Genomic DNA, 19733 nt, shown 5'->3' with positions numbered 1-19733 from the left:
CAGGGCAGGATCACTAGCAGGGCAGGATTGCAAAGCTTCCCGTCGGCGGGAAGGCGGTGCTGTCCGGGTGGACCTTGGCGGAGATGGCCTGGCCAACGGTCTTTGCCTGGCGGAGGACTTCTTTGGGTGACGGCGTGATGAGCTCGCCAACGCCCACCAGGTAGATGCCGATGGCCCGCATGGCGGCGGCAAGGTTGCGGCCGACGGCGATCCCGAAGTCATTGATCATCCGCCGGAGCTGGCTGTGGGCGCAGCGGGTGAGGACGATGTGGTCTGCCACCAGGATGCCGGTGGGGGTGTGGACTTCCCACTGTGGGCCGGCAGCGTCAGCCGGGGAGGGCTCCACCATGGTCAGCTGGACGGCGCGGGTGGTGTTCCGCACGTCCACGTGGTGGCTGGCGGCGTAGTTGCGCAGGTGCCGGAGGATCTCGTTCCGTTCCCGGAGGGTGGCGGAGTCCGCTGCATCGCAGCGCTGCAGTGAAGCTGTGTTGGCCGGCTGGGCCGCGCCCAGTATGTCGAGCCCGTCCACCACGATGGAGTCGATGCCGCGGCGGCGCAGTTCGGCGGCAACGGCCAGGCCGGAGAGGCCCGTGCCAATGATCACGGTGGTGGTCTGTTCGGTCCCGGCACTCCCAGGCATGCTTGACACTACAGTTTCCCTCCTTCGAAAGTTTCGGCAGGTGCCGGCGTCCTCGCCGGCGCGCGTTCCGTATCCCCCAAAGTCCGGCCGCAGCACGTTGGCGGGCAGCCCTGACAAGAAGTGGCAGTAGGCGTCCCGGACCAACAATGTCCTGAAGACTACAGAACAATCCGGGTCAGGCATAGCCCAAAACGCAAACATTCTTCTGCAGGTGAACGCGCTTTCCGCGGCACTGCCGTGAGCCTGTGGAAATCTTGTGGATAACCTGCGCTTCCATGGCCTGAACAGGCTTGCTATGGCACAGCGGACGGAGAATAGTGAGAAGTGGAGGCGGGTTGTTTCCCGGGCGGCTGCGGCTGCCGGCCGGGTGCTTGGGGAACGCCAGGCTTCTGGCAGAATAGCCGCAATATCAGGCAGTAGCGCAAGGAGGCGGCCCCATGGGCGCACGAGAGTTGCATCCGGACCCGGCACGGGACGGTGGTGGCACTTCTGCCGCGCCCGATGGAATCGTTGTGGGTGTTGATGGTTCGGACCATGGCCAGTGCGCCCTGGTGTGGGCAGCACGCGAGGCCCAGCGCCGGCGTCGTCCGTTGCACATCGTCACGGCATACTCCGTGCCGATCTTCGCTGCGTCCGGCCTTGACGGCGGCTACGCCACCGTGGATGACTCGGTGATCCGCGAGGGTGCAGAGGCCATCGTCAAGCAAGCACTTGCAAAAGTTGCCGGGTACGACATCCAGGTGAGCTCCTCCGTGGAGAACGGCGATGCCTCCGGAGTATTGCTGGAAATGTCCGAAACCGCGGAACTGCTGGTGTTCGGCACCAGGGGCCGGGGCGGCTTCGTGGGCCGGCTCCTTGGCTCGGTGAGCAGCGCCCTGCCCGCACACGCCAAATGCCCGACGGTGACGGTGCCGCTGATCTGTTCGGACCGGTTGGGCGAAACAACCGAGGACCGGCGCATCAAGGCTGAACAGGCCAAAGCAGGGCACCAGCGCGTGGAGAACGTGGTGGTGGTCGGCGTTGACGGCTCGGAACAGGCACGGGTTGCCGTGCTGGAAGCTGCAGACCAGGCTGAACGGCTGGGCGCGGCGTTGCGTGTGGTGTGCGCGGTGCCCCAGTACAGCGGATCGCTCGCCTGGGTGCCCGCTCCGATGGACCGCAAGGCCCTCTTCGCGGACATCCAGGTAACGCTGGACGCCGGCATGTCCTGGCTGCGGAGCCATTACCCCGGCCTTCCGGCGGAGTCGGAATTGCGGGACGGCTCGCCCGTGGACGTGCTGGTTGGGGAAAGCAGGCACGTTGAGCTTGTGGTGGTGGGCACCCGCGGCCGCGGCGGGTTCACCGGGATGCTCCTGGGGTCAACGTCCGACGGGGTGCTCCACCATGCCAAGGGCCCGGTGATGGTGGTTCCGGACCGCGAAGACCCCCGCCTCGCCGACCGCGCCCGCTTCGGGCCGATCCTCGGCGACGCCGCCTAAGACGGCAGGCACCCGGCCACCAGGGAAGGCACGCCCATGCAGCGGCCGGAGGAGGCTGAGGAGAGCGCCGGTGACGGCCTGGTCCGGAACCTGCGCTCCCTTGATGGTGGAATGCTCGCCCTCGTGGGAGGCAAGGCCGCCAACCTGGGCGAGCTGATGGCGGCCGGGCTGCCGGTGCCGGACGGCTTTTGCCTCACCACTGATGCCTACCGGCACATCACCGGGGCCCCGCACAACCTGCTCCCGGCGCTCGCCGGGATCCATGCCGCCCTGAAGCCGGGCTCCGGAAGTGGTGCGCCTGAGCTGCCTGCGCTTGCCGGCCTGGCGGCTGCTGCGCGCAGCGCCATCCAGGAGGCACCCATTCCGTCCGGCATAGCCGCCGCGGTGGAACAGGCCTACAACAGCCTTGGGCCGGAGGTGCCCGTGGCGGTAAGGTCCTCGGCCACGGCGGAAGACCTTCCCTTCGCCAGCTTTGCCGGGCAGCAGGACACCTACCTCAACGTGGTGGGCGCGGGTCCCGTCCTGGAAGCAGTCCGGAAGTGCTGGGCTTCGCTGTGGACGGACCGGGCCACCGCCTACCGGGCCAGCCTCGGGATTGATCCTGACGACGTCGCCCTGGCAGTGGTTGTCCAGCAGATGGTGGACGTGGAAGCGGCAGGCGTCCTGTTCACTGCCAATCCTGTGACCGGACGCAGGGGGCACGCCGTCATCGATGCCAGCCCGGGCCTGGGCGAAGCGGTGGTTTCGGGGGCGGTCAATCCGGACCATTACGTCGTGGACGCCGCTGCCGGCCGGGTTGTCGAGCGGAAACTGGGCGACAAACGGGTGGCTGTCCTGGCCCTTCGCGGCGGCGGGACCGAGACCGTTGACCTGCCACCCGCGCCGGATTCTTCCTGCCTTTCCGATGCCCAGGCGACCGGACTGGCCCGCCTGGGACAGCAGGCAGAGCAGTATTTCGGTGCGCCGCAGGACATCGAGTGGGCCATCGACCATAACGGCACCCTGTGGCTGACGCAGTCAAGGCCCATCACCACGCTGTATCCGGTGCCTGCACGCAACGGAACCACCCAGGCCAACGGCAACGGCAACACCGGCGGCACCAGGGCGTACCTCTGCTTCAGCCTTGCCCAGGGCCTGACCCGTCCCCTGACGCCGATGGGACGCGCCGCCCTGCGGCTCATCGCTTCCTCCATCGCCGGAGCGGCAGGCTTCCGGGTTCCCGACCCGAGGCGCGGACCGTCCCCGTATGCCGAAGCCGGGCAGCGCATCTACATCGATGCCACCACTCCACTGCGGAGCACGGTGGGCCGGCAGATCCTGCCCCGCGTCTTCGACATCATGGAGGCCCGCTCCGCCACCGTCCTGCGGCAACTTTTCAACGATCCGGCCTTTTCCGTGACGCGCAGGACCCCCTGGGGGCTGCTCCGCCACGTCGTGCCCGCAGCGGCCCGTGCCAAAGCTCCGGAAACGGTCCTCCGCGGACTGGTCCGGCCTGCTGCTGCCCTCCGGCGGATGGAGAGGTTCACGGCCGAATTCGACGCCGCGCTGGCGCTGCCGGGTGACGCCGGACCCGGGGAACGCCTCGACCACGCCGAAAGGCTCCTGCAGACGCGCTTGTTCGCGATCGTTCCCGCCATCCTGCCGTTGCCGGCGCTGGGATTCGCCATGCTGGCAGTGGCGGGCAAACTGCTGGGCGGGAGCCGGTGGGACGAACTCCAGCCGGTGCTCCGCGGCCTGCCCAACAACGTGACCACGGAAATGGACCTTGAGCTATGGCACCTTGCCGCGGCCATCAGGGACGACGCCGAATCCAGCGCGGCCCTGTTGACCCAGGACCCGTCCCGCCTTGCCCGGGAGTTCCTGGCCGGACGCGTGCCGCCACGCCTGGAGGCCGGCCTCACAAGGTTCCTGGACCGTTACGGGCACCGCGCCGTTGCCGAGATCGACGTCGGGATGCCCCGCTGGTCCGATGACCCTGCCCACATCCTTGGGGTCCTGGCCAACTATCTCCGGCTGGAGGATCCCGGGCTTGCCCCCGACGTCCAGTTCAGCAAGGCCGCAGAGGCTGCCGATGCACAGGTGGAACGCCTCGTCGCCCAGGCCCGGGCGCGCAGCGCCGTCCACGCCGTGCTGGTCCGCGGAGCCCTGCGCAGGGCGCGGCTGTTCGCCGGGCTAAGGGAGCTGCCCAAGTACCAGCTGGTGCTGGGCCTCGCCGAGGTCCGTCGGCAACTCGTGCACGTGGGCAGCACGCTCACCGCGGCCGGCGTCCTCGGGCAGCCGGACGACATCTTCTTCCTCGACTTCGACGAAGCCCGGACGGCAGTCACCCGGCAGGCGGGCACGGGCGAAACTGGCGGCACTGGCGCAACAGCCGAAGCCGGAAACATCCTGGACCTTGTGGCGGAACGGCGCGAGGCGTACGCCCGGGAACTCGGGCGGCGGCACATTCCCCGGGTGCTGCTTTCGGACGGCACGGAACCCGAAGCGCTGCGGCCTGCGGCCGCAAGCACTGTTGCCGGCGCGCTGGCAGGAAGCCCTGCCTCGGCCGGGTCCGTTACCGCTGCCGCCCGGGTCATCCTGGACCCGGTGGGCGCCCACCTGGAACCCGGCGAAATCCTGGTTGCCCCGTCCACGGACCCCGGCTGGACGCCGCTGTTCCTCACGGCGGGCGGGCTGGTGATGGAAATGGGCGGTCCGAATTCCCATGGGGCCGTGGTGGCGCGGGAATACGGCATTCCTGCCGTGGTGGGGGTCCCGGATGCCACGGCCAGGATCGCCACCGGTGAGAGAATAACGGTCGACGGCGGGGCGGGCACAGTAGCGCCTGAGTGACCTTCCGGAAGCCCTGAAGGTGGGGGATTGGCCCGCGTGTCTACCCGCCGTTGCAGGCGTACCCTTGAGCTATGGGCTCCGACAGCATGGGCTCCGGCGGCAGGTTCAACCGGCGGAATACGCCCGGCACCAGGCGTGCCTGGCTGCGGTGGGTGCCTGCCGTGGCAGCACCTGCAATAATCGCCGCCGGCGTCCTGGCGGGGACCATTCCGGCGCGGGCCGGTGATCCCCTGCCCGCCAAGACGCCCGCTGAAGTCCTGGCGCTGGTGGGCGGGCACGACGGAGGGCACAAACCGCACTCGTTCTCGGGCACCATTGAGCAGTCCTCCAACCTTGGCCTGCCGGAGCTGCCCGCAACCGGGCCCAGCTCAGGACCCGCATCTGCCGGCGGCGCAGCCTCGGTGTTCGAGTTGCTCTCCGGACAGCACACCGCACGGGTCTACATGGACGGTAAAACCAAGGTCCGCATCCAGGTCATGGACCGGCTGGCTGAACGCGACATCATCCGCCGGGACAGCGACCTGTGGTTCTACTCCTCCAGGGACAACTCCGCAGCGCACCTGACCCTGCCGGCATTCGCCCGCGACCTGCCGCTTGTTGATCCCGGACTTCCGGGAAGTCCGCCCCCGGACCAGTCTGTACCGGACGGCGCCATGCCGGCCACGCCCCAAGAACTCGCCGAGCAGCTGCTGGCCAAGGTGGACCCCACCACCGCGGTGCGGGTCGGGGACGACGTGGAAGTGGCCGGACGCGCGGCCTACAACCTGGTACTTGAGCCGCGCACGGACGCCACCCTGGTGGGCAACGTGGCCATCGCGGTGGACGGGGAAACCGGAATGCCGCTGTCCGTACAGGTGACCGCACGCGGTGCGGACTCGCCGTCCTTCCGGGCCGGGTTCACCAGCCTTTCCCTTGAAGCTCCGGACGATTCGCTCTTCACCTTCGTCCCGCCACCGGGCAGCACCGTGGAGGAACTGCAGGTTCCGGCCACCGGGTGGCCGCCCGGCATCCGCAACCCTGGCATGATGATCACCCCGGACCAACTCGATGCCATCCACCAGCGCCCGGACGGTGTCCACCAGCATCGGGCCCCGTTCACAGTGACGGGGAAGGGCTGGGAAACTGTGGTGGGAATCCCTGCCGCGGCAGCGGGCGGTAGCCTCGCCGGCGCCCTGCTGAAGGATCCACTCCTGTCCCAGGCCGCCGTCGTCGTGCCGGGCGGGCGGCTGCTGTCCACCACGCTCTTCAACGTTCTCATCACCGACGACGGCCGCATCTTTGCGGGCATGGTGCCGCCGGACAGGCTGCAGGCAGCCGCGTCGGCGGTTCCGTGAATCCTGCGGGCGGAAGCTCCCGCCCCGGGACTGACGGATTGGCCATTGAGACGCAGGGCCTGACGAAGCGTTTCGGCCAGCAGGTTGCGGTGGACGCCGTGGATCTGGCCGTGCCGCCCGGCTCCGTGTTCGGCTTCCTGGGCCCCAACGGGTCCGGCAAGACCAGCACTATCCGGATGCTGCTGGGCCTGGCGGCGGCGTCGGCGGGAACGGTCAACCTGCTGGGGATGGACATGCCGCGCCGGTTCCAGGACGTGCTGCCCCAGGTGGGCGCGCTGGTGGAGGGGCCGGCGTTCTACCCCTTTCTGTCCGGCGCGGCCAACCTCCACCGCCTGGACGCCGCCGGCCGCCACACCGTGCCGTCCACCCGCAAGGCCAGGGTGGACGGGGCGCTGGAACGCGTGGGGTTGTCGCACGCTGCAGGAAAAAAGGTCCACGCCTACTCGCTGGGCATGAAGCAGCGGCTGGGCATTGCCAATGCCCTGCTGTCCCACCGGGACCTGCTGGTCCTCGACGAGCCGACCAACGGGCTGGACCCGCAGGGTACGCGCGAAGTACGCAACCTGGTCCGGTCATTGGCCCACGACGGTGCCACTGTCTTTGTCTCCAGCCACCTGTTGGCGGAGGTGGAGCAGATGTGCACGCATGCCGCCGTCATGAGTGCCGGCAGGTTGGTGGCGCAGGGGCCGCTGGCCGACCTTCGGAGGGCGGGCAGCGCCCGGATCCGGCTGCTGACGCCGGACGCCGGGGCGGCCCGTCCGGTCCTGGCTGGGCTTGGCCTGGCAGTGGAGGCAGGCGGCGTCCAGGCCGACGGCGAGATCCTCCTGGCTGACCTGGCCTCCCCTGGAGGTGGTGCCGACGGCCGCCTTCCGGAGGACATTGTGGGGCACCTGGTGGCGGCGGGGGTCCGGGTCAGGGGATTCGCCGTCGAACGCGAAAGCCTGGAAGACCGCTTTGTTGCCTTGACGGGGGAGGGGTTCGACGTTGCCCAGTAGTGTCCCGGCGGACGTCCCGGGAGTGGCCTTGCGACCGGCAAGGGTGCCCCGCGGGTCCGGCTTTTCGCTGATGCTGTCTGAACTGAGGGTGTTGTTTGCGCGCCGCCGCACCTGGGCGCTGTTGCTGGCGCTCGCGGCCATACCTGTGCTGGTGGCCGTCGCGGTGCGGGTATCCTCCTCCGTCCCGCCGGGCCGCGGCCCTGCTTTCCTCGACCGGATCAGCCAGAACGGCCTGTTCGTCGCCTTTACCGCGATGCTGGTTTCGGTCCCGTTGTTCCTGCCGCTCACGGTGGGGGTGGTTGCCGGGGACACGATTGCGGGCGAAGCGAACCTGGGAACGCTGAGGTACCTGCTGGTCGCACCTGCCGGACGGGTGCGGCTGCTGCTGGTCAAGTACGCGGGGGCGCTCGCATTCTGCCTGGTGGCACCCCTCACCGTGGCCGTTGCCGGCGCGGCAATCGGCGCGGCGCTCTTTCCGGTAGGCCCGGTGACACTGCTGTCCGGCGACGTGATCCAACCGCCGGAAGCTGCCGTCCGCATTCTCCTGATTGCCGCCTACCTCGCTGTATCCCTGGCGGGCCTGTCCGCCATCGGGCTGTTCCTCTCGACCCTGACCGTCGTCCCGGTGGGCGCGATGGCCGCCACCGTGGTGGTCTCGGTGGTGTCCCAGGTCCTGGACCAGCTGCCCCAGCTGGAGTGGCTGCACCCATGGCTGTTCAGCCATTACTGGTTCGGCTTTGGCGATATGCTCCGCCAGCCCGTTCTATGGGACACGTTCGCCAGCAACGCACTGCTACAGGCCGGTTACATCACCGTGTTCGGGGCGCTCGCGTACGGTCGGATGGTCACCAAGGACGTCCTGAGCTGAGCCGCCCAGCCGTTTTGCCGCATCAGCCGTTTTGCAGAACTACGCGTGCTGGTGCGCCTCATGCTCGGAATGGCTCGCAGGTTCCAGCTGGAAGGTGCAATGGTCGGTGTCGAAATGCGAGCCCAGGCAGGTGATGAGCTTGTCCAGCAGCTGGTCGGCGCCACGGGCGTTGAGCACCCCGTCCTCCACCACCACATGGGCGGAAAAGACCGGCACCCCGGACGTGATGGTCCAGATATGGATATCGTGCACGTCGGTGACCCCGTCCACGGACAGGATGTGCTCGCGGATCATCTGCACCTCCACGCCCTTGGGGCTGGCTTCCAGCAGCACATCCACCACGTCACGCAGCAGGCTCCAGGCCCGGGGCAGGATCAGCAGGGCGATCACCACGGACGCGATGGTATCCGCGGCGTTGAACCCGGTCAGCATGATCACCACGGCAGCGGCGATGACGGCGAAGGAGCCCAGCAGGTCGCCCAGGACCTCCAGGTAGGCGCCGCGCACGTTCAGGCTCTCATGATGGGCGCCATGCAGGATCAGCAGTGACACGATGTTCGCGATGGCGCCGAGGATGGCCGCGAACAGCATGATGTCGGTCTGCACTTCCGGCGCGGACCCGATCCGCCGGATTGCCTCCGAAAAGATGACCACGGAGATCACGATCAGGATCAGCGCGTTGGCCAGCGCAGCGAGCACTTCGGCCCGCTGGTACCCGTAGGTGCGCTGGTCGCTGGCGGGCCGGCCGGCAATCCAGGAAGCGAGCAGGGCAATGGTCACCCCGGCCGCGTCCGACAGCATGTGCCCGGCGTCAGCAAGCAGGGACAGTGAACCGGACAGGATGGCACCGGCAACCTGGACCGCCACCACGGACAGCGTGATCACAAGGACGGCCACGAGCCGTCTGCGGTGCCGCCCGGTGGCGGTGATGCCGTGTGTGTGGCTGTGGTCGTGTCCCATGCCTACAAGGCTAGCCCCAGCCCAGCTCATGCAGCCGGTCATCCGAAATGCCGAAGTGGTGGGCGATCTCGTGGACCACTGTCACCGCCACTTCGTGGATGACGTCCTCCCGGGACGCACAGATCTCCAGGATGGGTTCGCGGAAGATGGTGATCCGGTCCGGCAGTGAGCCGGCGTCCCACCAGGAGTCCCGTTCGGTGAGGGGCACGCCTTCATAAACTCCCAGCAGGACTGTGTCCGGGTCCTCACCCGGCCCCGGCACGTAGTCGTCCTCGATGAACACGGCCACGTTGTCCATGGCACGGGCCAGCTTGTCCGGGATGCTGTCCAGGGCATCTGACACCGCGGCTTCGAACTCGTCGGCGGACATCCTGAAGCCGAGCGGTTCGTGGGGACCCTCCGGAATGATGGGGAGGCCGGGCGGGAGGCTGGCAGGCATACCTCGACTTTAGTCCCGAATGTGCCCCTGCCGGATCCGCGCCTTGTGCCCGCCGCCCGGGCGTGAACGGCGCCGGGTGAGGCTGACTCCCGCTAAGCAGATGAGGCCGCCCACCAGGCCCAGGGCGGTGGGGATTTCTCCCAGCAGGAGCCACGAAATCAGGACCGTGGTGCCGGGCACCAGGTAGGTGGTGGCGGCGAGCTTGCCCGCGTCAATGAGCGAGAGGGCGTAGGCCCAGGTGGTAAAGGCGATGGCGGTGGGGAAAATCCCCAGATACACCAGCCCGGCCGTCGCCCCGGGCGGGGCGGCCTGCACCTCGGCCACCAGTTGCCCTGCGAAGGGCAGGCAGCAGACCGCACCCACCAGGATCCCGAACCAGGTGGCCTGCGCCGCGGGGAACTTCCGCAGGACTGGCTTCTGGATGATGACGCTGACCGCGGCGAGTACGGCGGCCAGGAGGCAAAGCGCCACGCCCGCCATTTCCGCCGTCGTGCTTTCCCCTCCGCCGGACGCCGGCACGGATCCCAGCCCGGGCGCCGTCCCCTGCCCGGACCCCACGGCGATCAGCGCAACCCCGGCGAACGCCACGGTGCTTCCGATCAGCAGCCACCTGGGGAAGCCCTCCTTCAGGAAGATGCCGGCCATGATGGCCACCAGGATGGGATTGACGTTGATCAGCAAAGCGCTTGTGCCGGCGTCCAGGACATGTTCGGCGGCGTTCAGCGCCACGTTGTACCCGCCGAACCACATCACGCCATAGGCAAGGATGGGCCACCACTCGCGCCCCTGCGGCAGATGCCGGCTCTTCAGGAGCTGCGGCAGGACCAGCAGGGACAGTACGACGGCGGCAATCGCCAGCCTGCCAAGCGTCAGGGAGCCTGGGGAGAAGTGTGGGCCGATGGCCCGGATTCCCACGAAGGCGGATGCCCACAGCACCACGGTAACCACCATCGCTGCCACGCCCAGCGCCTTCAGCGGGGCGGCTTGGCCGGGAGGTGCGGGAACGGATGTGCTGGCGGGGGTGGTTGACGGCATGAAGCCAATGTATCCGGGCGCAGGAGCTGCAGGCTGGCGGAAATCGGCCACGTCTGGTCAACTTCCTGCCAAAGTTCCACGGCGCTTGCGCAGGGGCAGCTGCCGGCCTCGGTTAGGATGCGGGTTATGGTCTCAAACCCTGCTCCTCCCCGTGATGCCGCACGCCTCGTCAGGACAATCATCTGGATCGTCCTGGCCCTCGTCGTGGCAGGCGGCGTCGCCTGGTATGCCTTCTTTGGAGCCGGGAAGCCGCAACAGGCCGCCCCGCCGGCCCCCGGCTCGGAGCAGCTGGTCCGGGCGGACAGCCACCGGCTCACCACGCCGTCGGTGGAGAAGGCCCAGCTGGTGGAGTTCCTCGACTTCGAGTGCCCGTCCTGCGGCTCCATCCATCCTGTGGTGGAGCAGTTCAAGGCGGAGTTCGGAGACCGGATCACGTTCGTTCACCGGCATTTCCCATTGTCGATGCATCCGAATTCCGGGCAGGCTGCCCTGGCCGCCGAGGCCGCCGGGCAGCAGGGCCAGTACCAGCAGATGGCCAACAGGCTGTTTGAAACGCAGTCCCAGTGGGCGGGGAGCCAGCAGTCGCAGGCGCCGTTGTTCCGCACTTATGCCGAGGAGCTGGGGCTCGATCTTGCCCTGTTCGATGCCGCGGTGGCCGACCAGAAGACCGAGGACCGGATCCTGGCCGACATCGCCGACGGCAAGGCGCTGGGCGTGAGCGGTACACCCACTTTCTTCCTGAACGGGGAAAAGCTGACGCTGTCCACGCAGGCGGACTTCCGGCAGAAGCTGGCTGACGCGGCGAAGTAGCGTTCCTGTTCAGCGCCCGGTCACGTTGGGAAGCAGGTTACGTCGCGGCTGCCCAGTCCAACAGGCGGTCCACCGGCCAGGTGGTGATGATGCGCTCCGCCGGGACCTCGTTCCGTGCGGCCCGCTCCGCGCCGTACTGCAGGAAGTCCAGCTGTCCCGGCGCGTGGGCGTCGCTGTCGATCGAGAACAGGCACCCGGCTTCCAGCGCGAGCTGGATCAGTGCATCCGGCGGGTCCTGCCGTTCCGGCCGGGAATTGATCTCCACCGCCACGTTGTATTCGGCGCAGGCGGCAAAGACCTCCTTGGCGTCGAACTCGGACGGCGGGCGGGTTCCCCGCGAACCCTCAACCAGGCGTCCCGTGCAGTGGCCCAGGACATTGGTGTGCCGTGCCTGGATGCCTCCGAGCATCCGCCGGGTCATGGTCTTCCGGTCCGCCCGGAGCTTGGAATGGACGCTGGCCACCACGATGTCGAGGCGGTCCAGCAGGCCGGGATCCTGGTCCAGCTCGCCCGACTCGAGGATGTCCACTTCAATGCCGGTCAGCAGCCGCACCCTGCTGCCCGGGTTCCCGCTGCCGGACTGCCCGTCGGCATTGATCTCCGCCACCACGTCCAGCTGCCGGGTGAGCCGTTCCGGCGAGAGCCCGTTGGCGATGGTGAGGTTCGATGAGTGGTCGGTGAGCGCCAGGTATTCCCGCCCCAGCACCCCGGCGGCCGCCACCATCAGCTCAATGGGGGAGCCGCCGTCGGACCAGTCGCTGTGGCTGTGCAGGTCCCCGCGCAGTTCGTTCCGGATGGCGGCGCCGCCGGTTGCCAGGGGCTGGGCGCCCTTCTCCCGGAGGTCGGCCAGGTAGTCCGGGACCCCGCCGCCCACTGCCTGCTGGATGACCTGGTAGGTCCGGTCACCGATGCCCTTCATGGATTTCAGCCGCCCGGTTCGGGCACGCTCCGCCACCTCCTCCGGCGGCAGCGGGCTGATGGCCGCGGCGGCCTTGCGGAAGGCCTGGACCTTGAAGGTGGCGGCGCGTCCGCGCTCCAGCCAGAAAGCAATCTCGTTGAGTGCTGCAACGGCATCCATCAGTCCATCTTCACCTGTTATCCCTGTTCAGGCACGGTGTTTTAGGCCGATTTTGGAATATCCCGGACTAGGCCCTATAGTTTTAGAGTCCAGTTCGGAGAAACGCAAAGGACAAAGACGGAAAGCCTCGCTTTACGCCTTTTATTTTGTTCCGAACGGGTTCTGGCCCCCATCGTCTAGCGGCCTAGGACACCGCCCTTTCACGGCGGCGGCACGGGTTCGAATCCCGTTGGGGGTACGCAAGGAACTGGTCAAACAGACTAAAAAAGTCTGGTAGGCTGGAAGCCTTGAAAAAAGCGGTAGAGATACTGCAAATGCAAGAAACGCAAGGCCCTGTAGCGCAGTTGGTTAGCGCGCCGCCCTGTCACGGCGGAGGTCGCGGGTTCAAGTCCCGTCAGGGTCGCTCTGATTGTTGGAAGTAATTCCGGCTGTCATGGTGACTAGTCACCTAGGCTCTGTAGCTCAGTTGGTAGAGCGTTCGACTGAAAATCGAAAGGTCACCGGATCGACGCCGGTCGGAGCCACCACTGGGAAGCACCAGTTCTTCGGAACTGGTGCTTTTCTTCATTTAACACACCTCTCTTTATCGGATGAGCGGCCCTCCTAACGAGGGTTATAGGACAAAACGTGTGTAAATCCCGGGTGGGTCATGTAGCGGCCTTCCTAACGAAGCAGGGGCAGGGCGCCTGGGGCTGCTCCTTCCGGTGCTGGCAACCGGACCCCTGGCCCCGGCACGGCAGCTAAATCCCCCCTACACAGACAAATCCCCCTGGCGTTTCCGGGGGAGATGTCCATATGTGGGGGCATTTCGCTGCCTTAGCCGGAATTGCATGGACATACTCCTGTGAAGTGCCCCACAGAACCCGCGTGGCATGAACCACACGGCCCAGACCAGCCAAAAAAGATTCGACTGACCTTTGAAACATTTGACTCCTGCAAAACCGTTGTGGCACGCGCGCGCCTTGGAATGCGTAAGCGCTTGCACCCGACCCGGCAGGTGCGGAATCCGGGGCTTGCAACACGGTTTGGAGCGGGCCCGGCACCGTGCCTAGCGTGGACAGCGGCCCGGGATCTCCCCAGATACCGGGCCCGCATCGGGACCGCACCCAGGTCCCTCCCCTCGATACAACGGCGTCCTCGATGACGCCAACAGGGTTATCGAGGACTCCGGAGTGTGGGGAACAGGGCACCCGCCCGTCTTCCACGAACAGTTACAACTCCGCGAGAAGAGCAACAATGCACAAGCACCCCCAAACCCGCCGGCCGCTGCGGTGGCGTCCAGCCGCCGCAGCACTGGCGACGGCCGTAGCGGCCTCGGCCTTCCTGGCCGTGCCGTCGGCGCAGGCGAACGAGCCTGCAGACCCGCCGGCCGTTGAGCAGATGCCCGCGCCCACCCCTGGCTTCCCCCTCCCCACGGAACACAACCAGCAGGCCCACGACCCGGCGTCGGACTTCACCTCCAAGTGGACCCGCGCGGATGCCAAGCAGATCATGGCGCAGAGCGACTCTACCGTGGCTGCCGGCGAAAACTCCATGAGCCCCGACGTCACCATGCCGGAGATCCCCGAGGACTTCCCCGCCATGAATGACGACGTCTGGGTGTGGGACACCTGGTCCCTGACGGACGAGAACGCGAACCAGATCAGCTACAAGGGCTGGGACGTCGTCTTCTCGCTGGTCGCCGACCGCCACGCCGGCTACGGCTTCGACCAGCGGCACTGGAACGCCCGCATCGGCTACTTCTTCCGCAAGACCAACGCCGACCCGGCCAAGGACAAGTGGAACTACGGCGGACACGTCTTCGCTGACGGCGCGTCCATCGGAAACACCGAATGGTCCGGTTCCACCCGCCTCATGCAGGGCAACCAGGTCAACGTGTTCTACACCGCCACCACCTTCTACGACGTTGCCGAGCGGAACGCAGGCGGCGGCGGCATTGCCCCCGATGCTGCCATCGCCAAGGCCTTGGGAAAGATCCACGCCGACGAGAACGGCGTGACGTTCGACGGCTTCCAGCACACCAAGCTGCTGGAACCGGACGGCACGATGTACCAGACCAAGGAACAGAACCCGGGCTTCGCCTTCCGCGACCCCTACACGTTCGCCGACCCGGCCCACCCCGGCAAGACCTTCATGGTCTTCGAAGGCAACACCGGCGGAACCCGCGGGGAATACGAGTGCAAGCCCGAAGACCTTGGGTACCGTCCCGGCGACGCCAATGCCGAGTCCGTGGATGAGGTCAACAGCAGCGGGGCCTACTACCAGACCGCCAACGTCGGCCTGGCAGTGGCGGACAACAAGGACCTCACCAAGTGGTCCTTCCTGCCGCCCATCCTTTCGGCGAACTGCGTCAACGACCAGACTGAGCGTCCCCAGATCTTCATCCAGAACGAAGGCGGCAAGAACAAGTACTACCTGTTCACCATCAGCCACCAGTTCACCTATGCAGCGGGCATGCGCGGCCCCGACGGCGTCTACGGCTTCGTGGGCGACGGCGTCCGTTCCGATTACCAGCCGATGAACAACAGCGGCCTGGCACTCGGTTCGCCGACGGACCTGAACCTGCCGTCCGAATCACCGGAGGCACCCACGCCCAACCAGAACGGTCGCCAGTTCCAGGCCTACTCGCACTACGTGCAGCCCGGCGGCCTGGTGCAGTCCTTCATCGACAACGTCAACGGCGTCCGGGGCGGCTCGCTCTCGCCCACGGTGAAGATCAACTTCCGTGATGGTGTGTCCCAGGTGGACCGCAGCTTCGGCCAGAACGGCCTTGGGCCATTCGGCTACCTGCCCACCAACGTCCGCGTCGGCGGCGAAGGACACTACAAATAGACTGCGGCACCAGCCGTAACCGCCGCTGCTGAGCCAGCGGCACCGCTCAGGCGGGGATGTCCTTGGGGGCCTCCCCGCCTGGGTTCTTTTAACGTGGGCTCTTGGCGGTGCGCTGGCAGCCGGCCGGTGAGCGCGGCAAAAAAGCCGGCTGACAGGCATAACAGCACATCAGCGCCGGCTGGGGATAGGGTTGGAACAACAGAAGGGGGAGTGCCTGATGGAATACCAGAACCCACAACCCGGCCAGGGCAGCCACAGTGCCGCCGTGCCGGTTCCCGTCCCGGTCCCGGGACTGGGCCGGACAGTGATTTCCGAAACGGCGGTGGCCAAGGTTGCCGGTATCGCCGCCCGCGCCGTCCCCGGTGTCCATTCCCTGGGGTCGGGTTCCCGCGCGCTGGGGGCCATCCGCGATGCCGTAGGCAGCAGCACGGACCATGCTGCGGGGGTCCATGCCGAGGTGGGTGAAACGCAGGTAGCTGTGGATATCAGCCTGGTGGCCAGCTACGGCACGCCCCTGCACGCCCTCGCCAACCAGGTGCGGGCGGCCGTTTACCGGGCCGTCGAGGAACTGGTGGGACTGCAGGTCATCGAGGTGAACGTCGAAGTCACCGATGTCTTCGTTCCGCCTCCTGTTAAACCGACAACACCGGGCACTGCCGACAGGGAGGCGCTGCTGTGAATCTCACTGTTGCAGGAATCGCGATGGGGGCCTTTGTTGCCTTCATGTCCCTCCAGTTCGGGCTGTGGGGATTCCTGATCTCCCTGCTCTTTATGGCCATCGGGGCATTCCTGGGCCGCGCCGCCGAGGGGAAGCTGGACCTGCGCGGCGTCCTGGACGCCATCACCGGCCGGCGCTCATCCTCATGAGCACGCCTGCGCCGGCTGTGCGGGGGCAGGCGCGCAGCGGCCACAACCGGATCAGCACGCAGGCATTGACGAGCCTCGCCAAAGCGGCGGCCGCCCATGCCCTGGGTGTCGATGCCCAGGATGTCCGGGCGGATTGGACGGACGACGACGGCCTGCTGGCTTTGTCCCTCGTCACGCCCATCAGCATCCCGCCTTTAAAGGATGTGTCCCTGGACGCGGCACGGGTGGAGGTTTTTGGCGGCTCCATCTGGGACCGCACGGTCCGGGCCAAGGCCCGCATCCTGGAAACTGTCACCGACCTCAGCGGCGCACGACTGAGCCGGGTGGATATCCGGATCAGCGGCGCCAGGATCAGTGAAGGAGGGCGCGTCCAGTGAGCAGCAGGGTGGAGGCCGGGGACCGCAGGTCCCGGAGTCCGGAGGACCGTGACAACGGACGGCGTCCTGACATGCGCCGCGTGGTGTACCGCGAAACCCACTCAACACGGGCGGCTGTTGCGATCGCCGCTGCAGTCCTGGTCACGGTGTTCGCCGCCTACGGCCTCCTGGAAGCCGCCGTACACGCCATCGGCCAACCGGCCTGGCTCATCGAACCGCAGGTGGCAGCGCAGCGTATCGTCGCGTTGCCCGCCGGCATAACCCCGCTTCTGCTTGGCGCCATCGGGGCCGTGGTTGCCATGGTTGGCCTGGTCTTTCTCCTCAACGGGATACTTCCCGGACGGCGGGCCCGGCACCTTCTCTCCAGCCACGCCCCCGGAAGGCCCGCCGTCGTGGTTGACGACGAAGTCATCGCCTCGTCGCTGGCCCGCCGCGCCAGGCTGGCGGCAAACGTCACCCCCGAACAGGTCATGGTGGTGGTCTCGCAGCGCCAGGTCCTGGTGAACGTGAGGCCCACGTCCGGCGTACCCGTCGACGAGGGAACAGTCCTCAGCGCCATCCAGGACGAGCTGGACCAGATGGCGCTGGATCCGTCACCTGCAGCCCGTGTCAACGTGGCACCGTCAGGGGTGGTGGGCGCATGAACAGCACTCCAACCCTCCTCAACCGGATCCTGCTCACCATCCTGGGCCTGAAGCTCCTGGCGATCGGTCTCCTGCTGATGCTGCTGGCCACCGTGCCGGCAGTCGCGGCGTGGTGGCACTCCTGGTCCCCGGGCGTGTGGAACGGGATCAACCAGATGTTCAACGCCACCAGGTTCCCGGGCCGGACCCAAAGCTGGCTGTGGATCATAGTGGCGCTGGTCCTGCTGCTGCTGATCGGGCTCATGGTGGCCTGGATCGCCCAGCAGGGGAAAGGACGGTCCAACCTTCTGGCCTCCGAGTACGATCCCGGTGAGGTTCCCGGTGACGTGCGGATTGGCGGGGGAGTGGCCGAGCAGGCCCTCAAGCACGCCCTTGCCGGACGCCCGGACCTGGCCGGGGCCACCGTAACCACCTACGACGTCAAAGGAACCCCCGCCCTGAAAGTACGGCTCCTGCCGCGCCAGGGGGTGGCGCCGCATCTGCTGGCCGCCGAAATCTCCGAGCTGCTGGCTGCCCTCGAAACCGCCGTAGGCAGGGAAACGCCCGTCCTCATTCATATCGGCGCCGGTGCGCGGACCCGGTTCGGCCGGGCCGAGCGGGTCCGCTGACAGGTCACTTCCTGAGAAGGTAGACGGCGTAGTCCACGGGGACCTCCCGCATCGCTGCCCACTCTTCGGCGGGCTCAGGCCCGCTGGAGAGGGCTACGGCGTACCCCTCGGGAACCGGTGCGGAGGCGAATCCCATGTTGGCGAGGACCAGGACGTCCCCATTGTGGAAGGCCAGCAAGCCGCTGTCAGGCGCATGGACGCCAGCCCATGACACGGCGCCCCGGCCAAGTTTGTGTGCGGAACGGAAGGCAAGGGCGGCCCGGTAAAGCTCAAGCGTGGAGCCCTCCACGCCGTCCTGCCGGTCGGCAGCCAGGGGCCCGAAGCTCTCCGGCTGGGGGAGCCAGGGCTGCGTCGCCTGGCCATTGAGCCGGTCCGAGAACCCGTAGCCCGGCAGGTCGCCGGACCAGGGGAGCGGCACCCGGCAGCCGTCCCGCCCGGTTTCAGCACCGCGTGTCCGGAAAAAAGTGGGGTCCTGCCGGGCGGCGGCCGGCAGCGTGGTGTGTTCCGGCAGGCCCAGTTCCTCGCCCTGGTACAGGTAGGCGGAGCCGGGCAAGGCCAGCGAAACCAGCGTGGCAGCGCGGGCACGGGCCAGTCCCAGGGCGGCATCCGGCTGCTCGTCATCGGCGGCGATGCCCTTGGGAAAGGTTGTGGGATCGGACAGCCCGAAGCGGGTGGGATGGCGGACGGTGTCATGGTTGCTCAGGACCCAGGTGCAGGGCGCGCCAACGGACGCTGCGGCCGCAAGGGAGGCTTCCACAGCCTCCGCCAGGCGTTCAGCGTCCCAGCCGGCCAGCAGGAAATCGAAATTGAATGCCTGCTGCATCTCGTCGGGCCGGACGTAGAGTGCCAGCCGTTCCGCCGGCTCCACCCAGGCTTCCGCCACCATCATCCGGTCGCTGCCGTACTCTGCCAGGACCCGGTGCCAGTCACGGTAGATTTCGTGCACCCCGTCCTGGTCGAAAAACGGCGACGGCGGGTACACCGGAGACACAGCACGGTGCGGTTCTTCGGCGTCGGTATGGGCGCCGGGCGCGTCGCCGGGTGGTGTTGCACCAGGGCGCGTGCCGGCGGTGCCTTCCACCATGGCAGCCACGCCGTCCCAGTCGGGCAGGCCTTTTTCCTTGACCATGCCATGGGCTACATCCACCCTGAAGCCGTCAACGCCCCGGTCCAGCCAGAAACGGAGAACCGACCGCATCTCTTCCTGTACCTCCGGGTTTTCCCAGTTCAGGTCCGGCTGCTTGGTATCAAACAGGTGCAGGTACCAGTCGCCGGGGGAGCCGTCAGCGGCGGGGATCCTGCTCCAGGCAGGCCCGCCGAAGATCGACCGCCAGTTGTTCGGTGCCCGGTTGCCGTCCCCCGACCCGGGAACCTCGTCCCTGCCGGGGCGGAAGATGTAGCGCTCCCGTTCCGGTGACCCCGGCAGCGAAGCCAGGGCCTCCTGGAACCACACGTGTTCATCGGAGGTGTGGTTGGGAACCAGGTCCACAATGACTTTCATGCCCCTGCTGTGAGCATCCTGCAACATGGCGTCGAAGTCGGCCAGCGAGCCGAACAGCGGGTCCACCTGGCGGTAGTCCGCGACGTCATACCCGCCGTCCGCCTGCGGCGACTTGTAGAACGGGGACAGCCAGATCGCGTCTACCCCCAGGCGCTCCAGGTAGGGAAGGCGGGCCACTATGCCGCGCAGATCGCCCATGCCGTCGCCGTTTCCATCGGCGAAGGAGCGGGGGTAAATCTGGTAGACAACAGCGTCCGCCCACCATTCGGAACGGGCCGGGGCGGCGGCAGGAACGCTCAGGTTGGACATTTGGTTCCTCTCAGATAACTTTTTGATGTAAACGCTTGCATTACCCGCAGTCACATTACTAGTGTGATGGTCACCACAACAACCTCACCAAACAAGCGCACTGTCGACTTACTTGTCACTCAGCGA

Annotated in this window: 18 protein-coding genes and 3 tRNA genes; 15 read left to right on the top strand and 6 right to left on the bottom strand. The window is 67.3% G+C overall.

The window, feature by feature from the left end:
• Nucleotides 1–13: 13 nt before the first annotated feature.
• Nucleotides 14–640 carry an NAD(P)-binding protein gene (locus tag DXK94_RS20035; RefSeq protein WP_115526275.1) on the bottom strand — a complete coding sequence of 209 codons (627 nt, stop codon included), beginning with the start codon at nt 638–640 and terminating at the stop codon, nt 14–16.
• 437 nt (nt 641–1077) lie between these two features.
• Here DXK94_RS20035 and DXK94_RS20030 point away from each other — a divergent pair, with 437 nt between their 5' ends.
• The 5 genes from DXK94_RS20030 (at nt 1078) to DXK94_RS20010 (ending at nt 8147) form a co-directional block, all read left to right on the top strand.
• Nucleotides 1078–2118 (top strand): universal stress protein, encoded by a 1041-nt coding sequence (locus DXK94_RS20030; protein ID WP_079598389.1) that lies wholly within the window; start codon nt 1078–1080, stop codon nt 2116–2118.
• A 36-nt stretch (nt 2119–2154) separates the two neighbouring features.
• On the top strand, nt 2155–4950 hold the full coding sequence (locus tag DXK94_RS20025; protein ID WP_115526274.1) for a PEP/pyruvate-binding domain-containing protein: 2796 nt from the start codon (nt 2155–2157) through the stop codon (nt 4948–4950).
• A 71-nt stretch (nt 4951–5021) separates the two neighbouring features.
• On the top strand, nt 5022–6284 hold the full coding sequence (locus tag DXK94_RS20020) for a hypothetical protein (RefSeq protein WP_258868639.1): 1263 nt from the start codon (nt 5022–5024) through the stop codon (nt 6282–6284).
• 38 nt (nt 6285–6322) lie between these two features.
• The gene (locus DXK94_RS20015) at nt 6323–7279 is read left to right on the top strand and encodes an ABC transporter ATP-binding protein (RefSeq protein ID WP_115526273.1); all 957 of its coding nucleotides are present in this window, start codon (nt 6323–6325) and stop codon (nt 7277–7279) included.
• Between the two features lie 70 nt (nt 7280–7349).
• Entirely contained in the window at nt 7350–8147 is a 798-nt protein-coding gene (locus DXK94_RS20010) for an ABC transporter permease (protein WP_115526272.1), read from the top strand.
• Nucleotides 8148–8186: 39 nt separating this feature from the next.
• Here DXK94_RS20010 and DXK94_RS20005 read toward each other — a convergent pair whose 3' ends face one another.
• From DXK94_RS20005 to DXK94_RS19995, 3 genes are read right to left on the bottom strand one after another with little or no spacing between them, the layout of a single operon-like run.
• Nucleotides 8187–9107 carry a cation diffusion facilitator family transporter gene (locus tag DXK94_RS20005; protein ID WP_115526271.1) on the bottom strand — a complete coding sequence of 307 codons (921 nt, stop codon included), beginning with the start codon at nt 9105–9107 and terminating at the stop codon, nt 8187–8189.
• A 10-nt stretch (nt 9108–9117) separates the two neighbouring features.
• A complete protein-coding gene (locus DXK94_RS20000; protein ID WP_115526270.1) occupies nt 9118–9546 on the bottom strand; it encodes a metallopeptidase family protein in 429 nt (142 codons plus the stop codon).
• A 9-nt stretch (nt 9547–9555) separates the two neighbouring features.
• Nucleotides 9556–10581, bottom strand: a complete 1026-nt coding sequence (locus tag DXK94_RS19995) for a DMT family transporter (RefSeq protein ID WP_115526312.1) — start codon at nt 10579–10581, stop codon at nt 9556–9558.
• Between the two features lie 126 nt (nt 10582–10707).
• Here DXK94_RS19995 and DXK94_RS19990 point away from each other — a divergent pair, with 126 nt between their 5' ends.
• Nucleotides 10708–11391 carry a thioredoxin domain-containing protein gene (locus DXK94_RS19990; RefSeq protein ID WP_115526269.1) on the top strand — a complete coding sequence of 228 codons (684 nt, stop codon included), beginning with the start codon at nt 10708–10710 and terminating at the stop codon, nt 11389–11391.
• Between the two features lie 37 nt (nt 11392–11428).
• On the opposite strand, the gene DXK94_RS19985 is transcribed toward DXK94_RS19990, so the two are convergent.
• Entirely contained in the window at nt 11429–12469 is a 1041-nt protein-coding gene (locus DXK94_RS19985) for a PHP domain-containing protein (RefSeq protein WP_115526268.1), read from the bottom strand.
• 165 nt (nt 12470–12634) lie between these two features.
• On the opposite strand from DXK94_RS19985, the gene DXK94_RS19980 reads away from it, so the two are divergent.
• The 9 genes from DXK94_RS19980 to DXK94_RS19940 all read left to right on the top strand — a co-directional run bounded on the left by DXK94_RS19980 (nt 12635) and on the right by DXK94_RS19940 (nt 17797).
• Nucleotides 12635–12707, top strand: a tRNA-Glu gene (locus tag DXK94_RS19980).
• A gap of 91 nt (nt 12708–12798) precedes the next feature.
• A tRNA-Asp gene (locus DXK94_RS19975) sits at nt 12799–12872 on the top strand.
• A 48-nt stretch (nt 12873–12920) separates the two neighbouring features.
• Nucleotides 12921–12996 (top strand) — tRNA-Phe (locus tag DXK94_RS19970).
• A 709-nt stretch (nt 12997–13705) separates the two neighbouring features.
• On the top strand, nt 13706–15301 hold the full coding sequence (locus DXK94_RS19965; RefSeq protein ID WP_115526267.1) for a glycoside hydrolase family 68 protein: 1596 nt from the start codon (nt 13706–13708) through the stop codon (nt 15299–15301).
• A gap of 217 nt (nt 15302–15518) precedes the next feature.
• Entirely contained in the window at nt 15519–15980 is a 462-nt protein-coding gene (locus DXK94_RS19960; RefSeq protein ID WP_115526266.1) for an Asp23/Gls24 family envelope stress response protein, read from the top strand.
• Nucleotides 15977–16168, top strand: coding sequence for a hypothetical protein (locus DXK94_RS19955; RefSeq protein ID WP_079598399.1), 192 nt, complete (start codon nt 15977–15979; stop codon nt 16166–16168). Before DXK94_RS19960 ends, DXK94_RS19955 begins: the two co-directional genes overlap by 4 nt.
• Entirely contained in the window at nt 16165–16545 is a 381-nt protein-coding gene (locus DXK94_RS19950; RefSeq protein ID WP_115526265.1) for a hypothetical protein, read from the top strand. The genes DXK94_RS19955 and DXK94_RS19950 overlap by 4 nt, the downstream gene beginning before the upstream one ends.
• Nucleotides 16542–17189 carry a hypothetical protein gene (locus DXK94_RS19945; RefSeq protein WP_115526264.1) on the top strand — a complete coding sequence of 216 codons (648 nt, stop codon included), beginning with the start codon at nt 16542–16544 and terminating at the stop codon, nt 17187–17189. The genes DXK94_RS19950 and DXK94_RS19945 overlap by 4 nt, the downstream gene beginning before the upstream one ends.
• A complete protein-coding gene (locus DXK94_RS19940; RefSeq protein ID WP_115526263.1) occupies nt 17186–17797 on the top strand; it encodes a hypothetical protein in 612 nt (203 codons plus the stop codon). The genes DXK94_RS19945 and DXK94_RS19940 overlap by 4 nt, the downstream gene beginning before the upstream one ends.
• A gap of 4 nt (nt 17798–17801) precedes the next feature.
• Here the strand turns inward: DXK94_RS19940 and DXK94_RS19935 are convergent, their stop codons facing one another.
• Nucleotides 17802–19607 carry a glycoside hydrolase family 13 protein gene (locus tag DXK94_RS19935; RefSeq protein WP_115526262.1) on the bottom strand — a complete coding sequence of 602 codons (1806 nt, stop codon included), beginning with the start codon at nt 19605–19607 and terminating at the stop codon, nt 17802–17804.
• Nucleotides 19608–19733 lie beyond the last annotated feature (126 nt).

This window comes from Arthrobacter sp. RT-1 (assembly GCF_003367205.1).
Taxonomy (GTDB): domain Bacteria; phylum Actinomycetota; class Actinomycetes; order Actinomycetales; family Micrococcaceae; genus Arthrobacter.
Note: the sequence above shows the minus strand (reverse complement) of the source record. Positions and strands in the feature narration are given on the sequence as shown.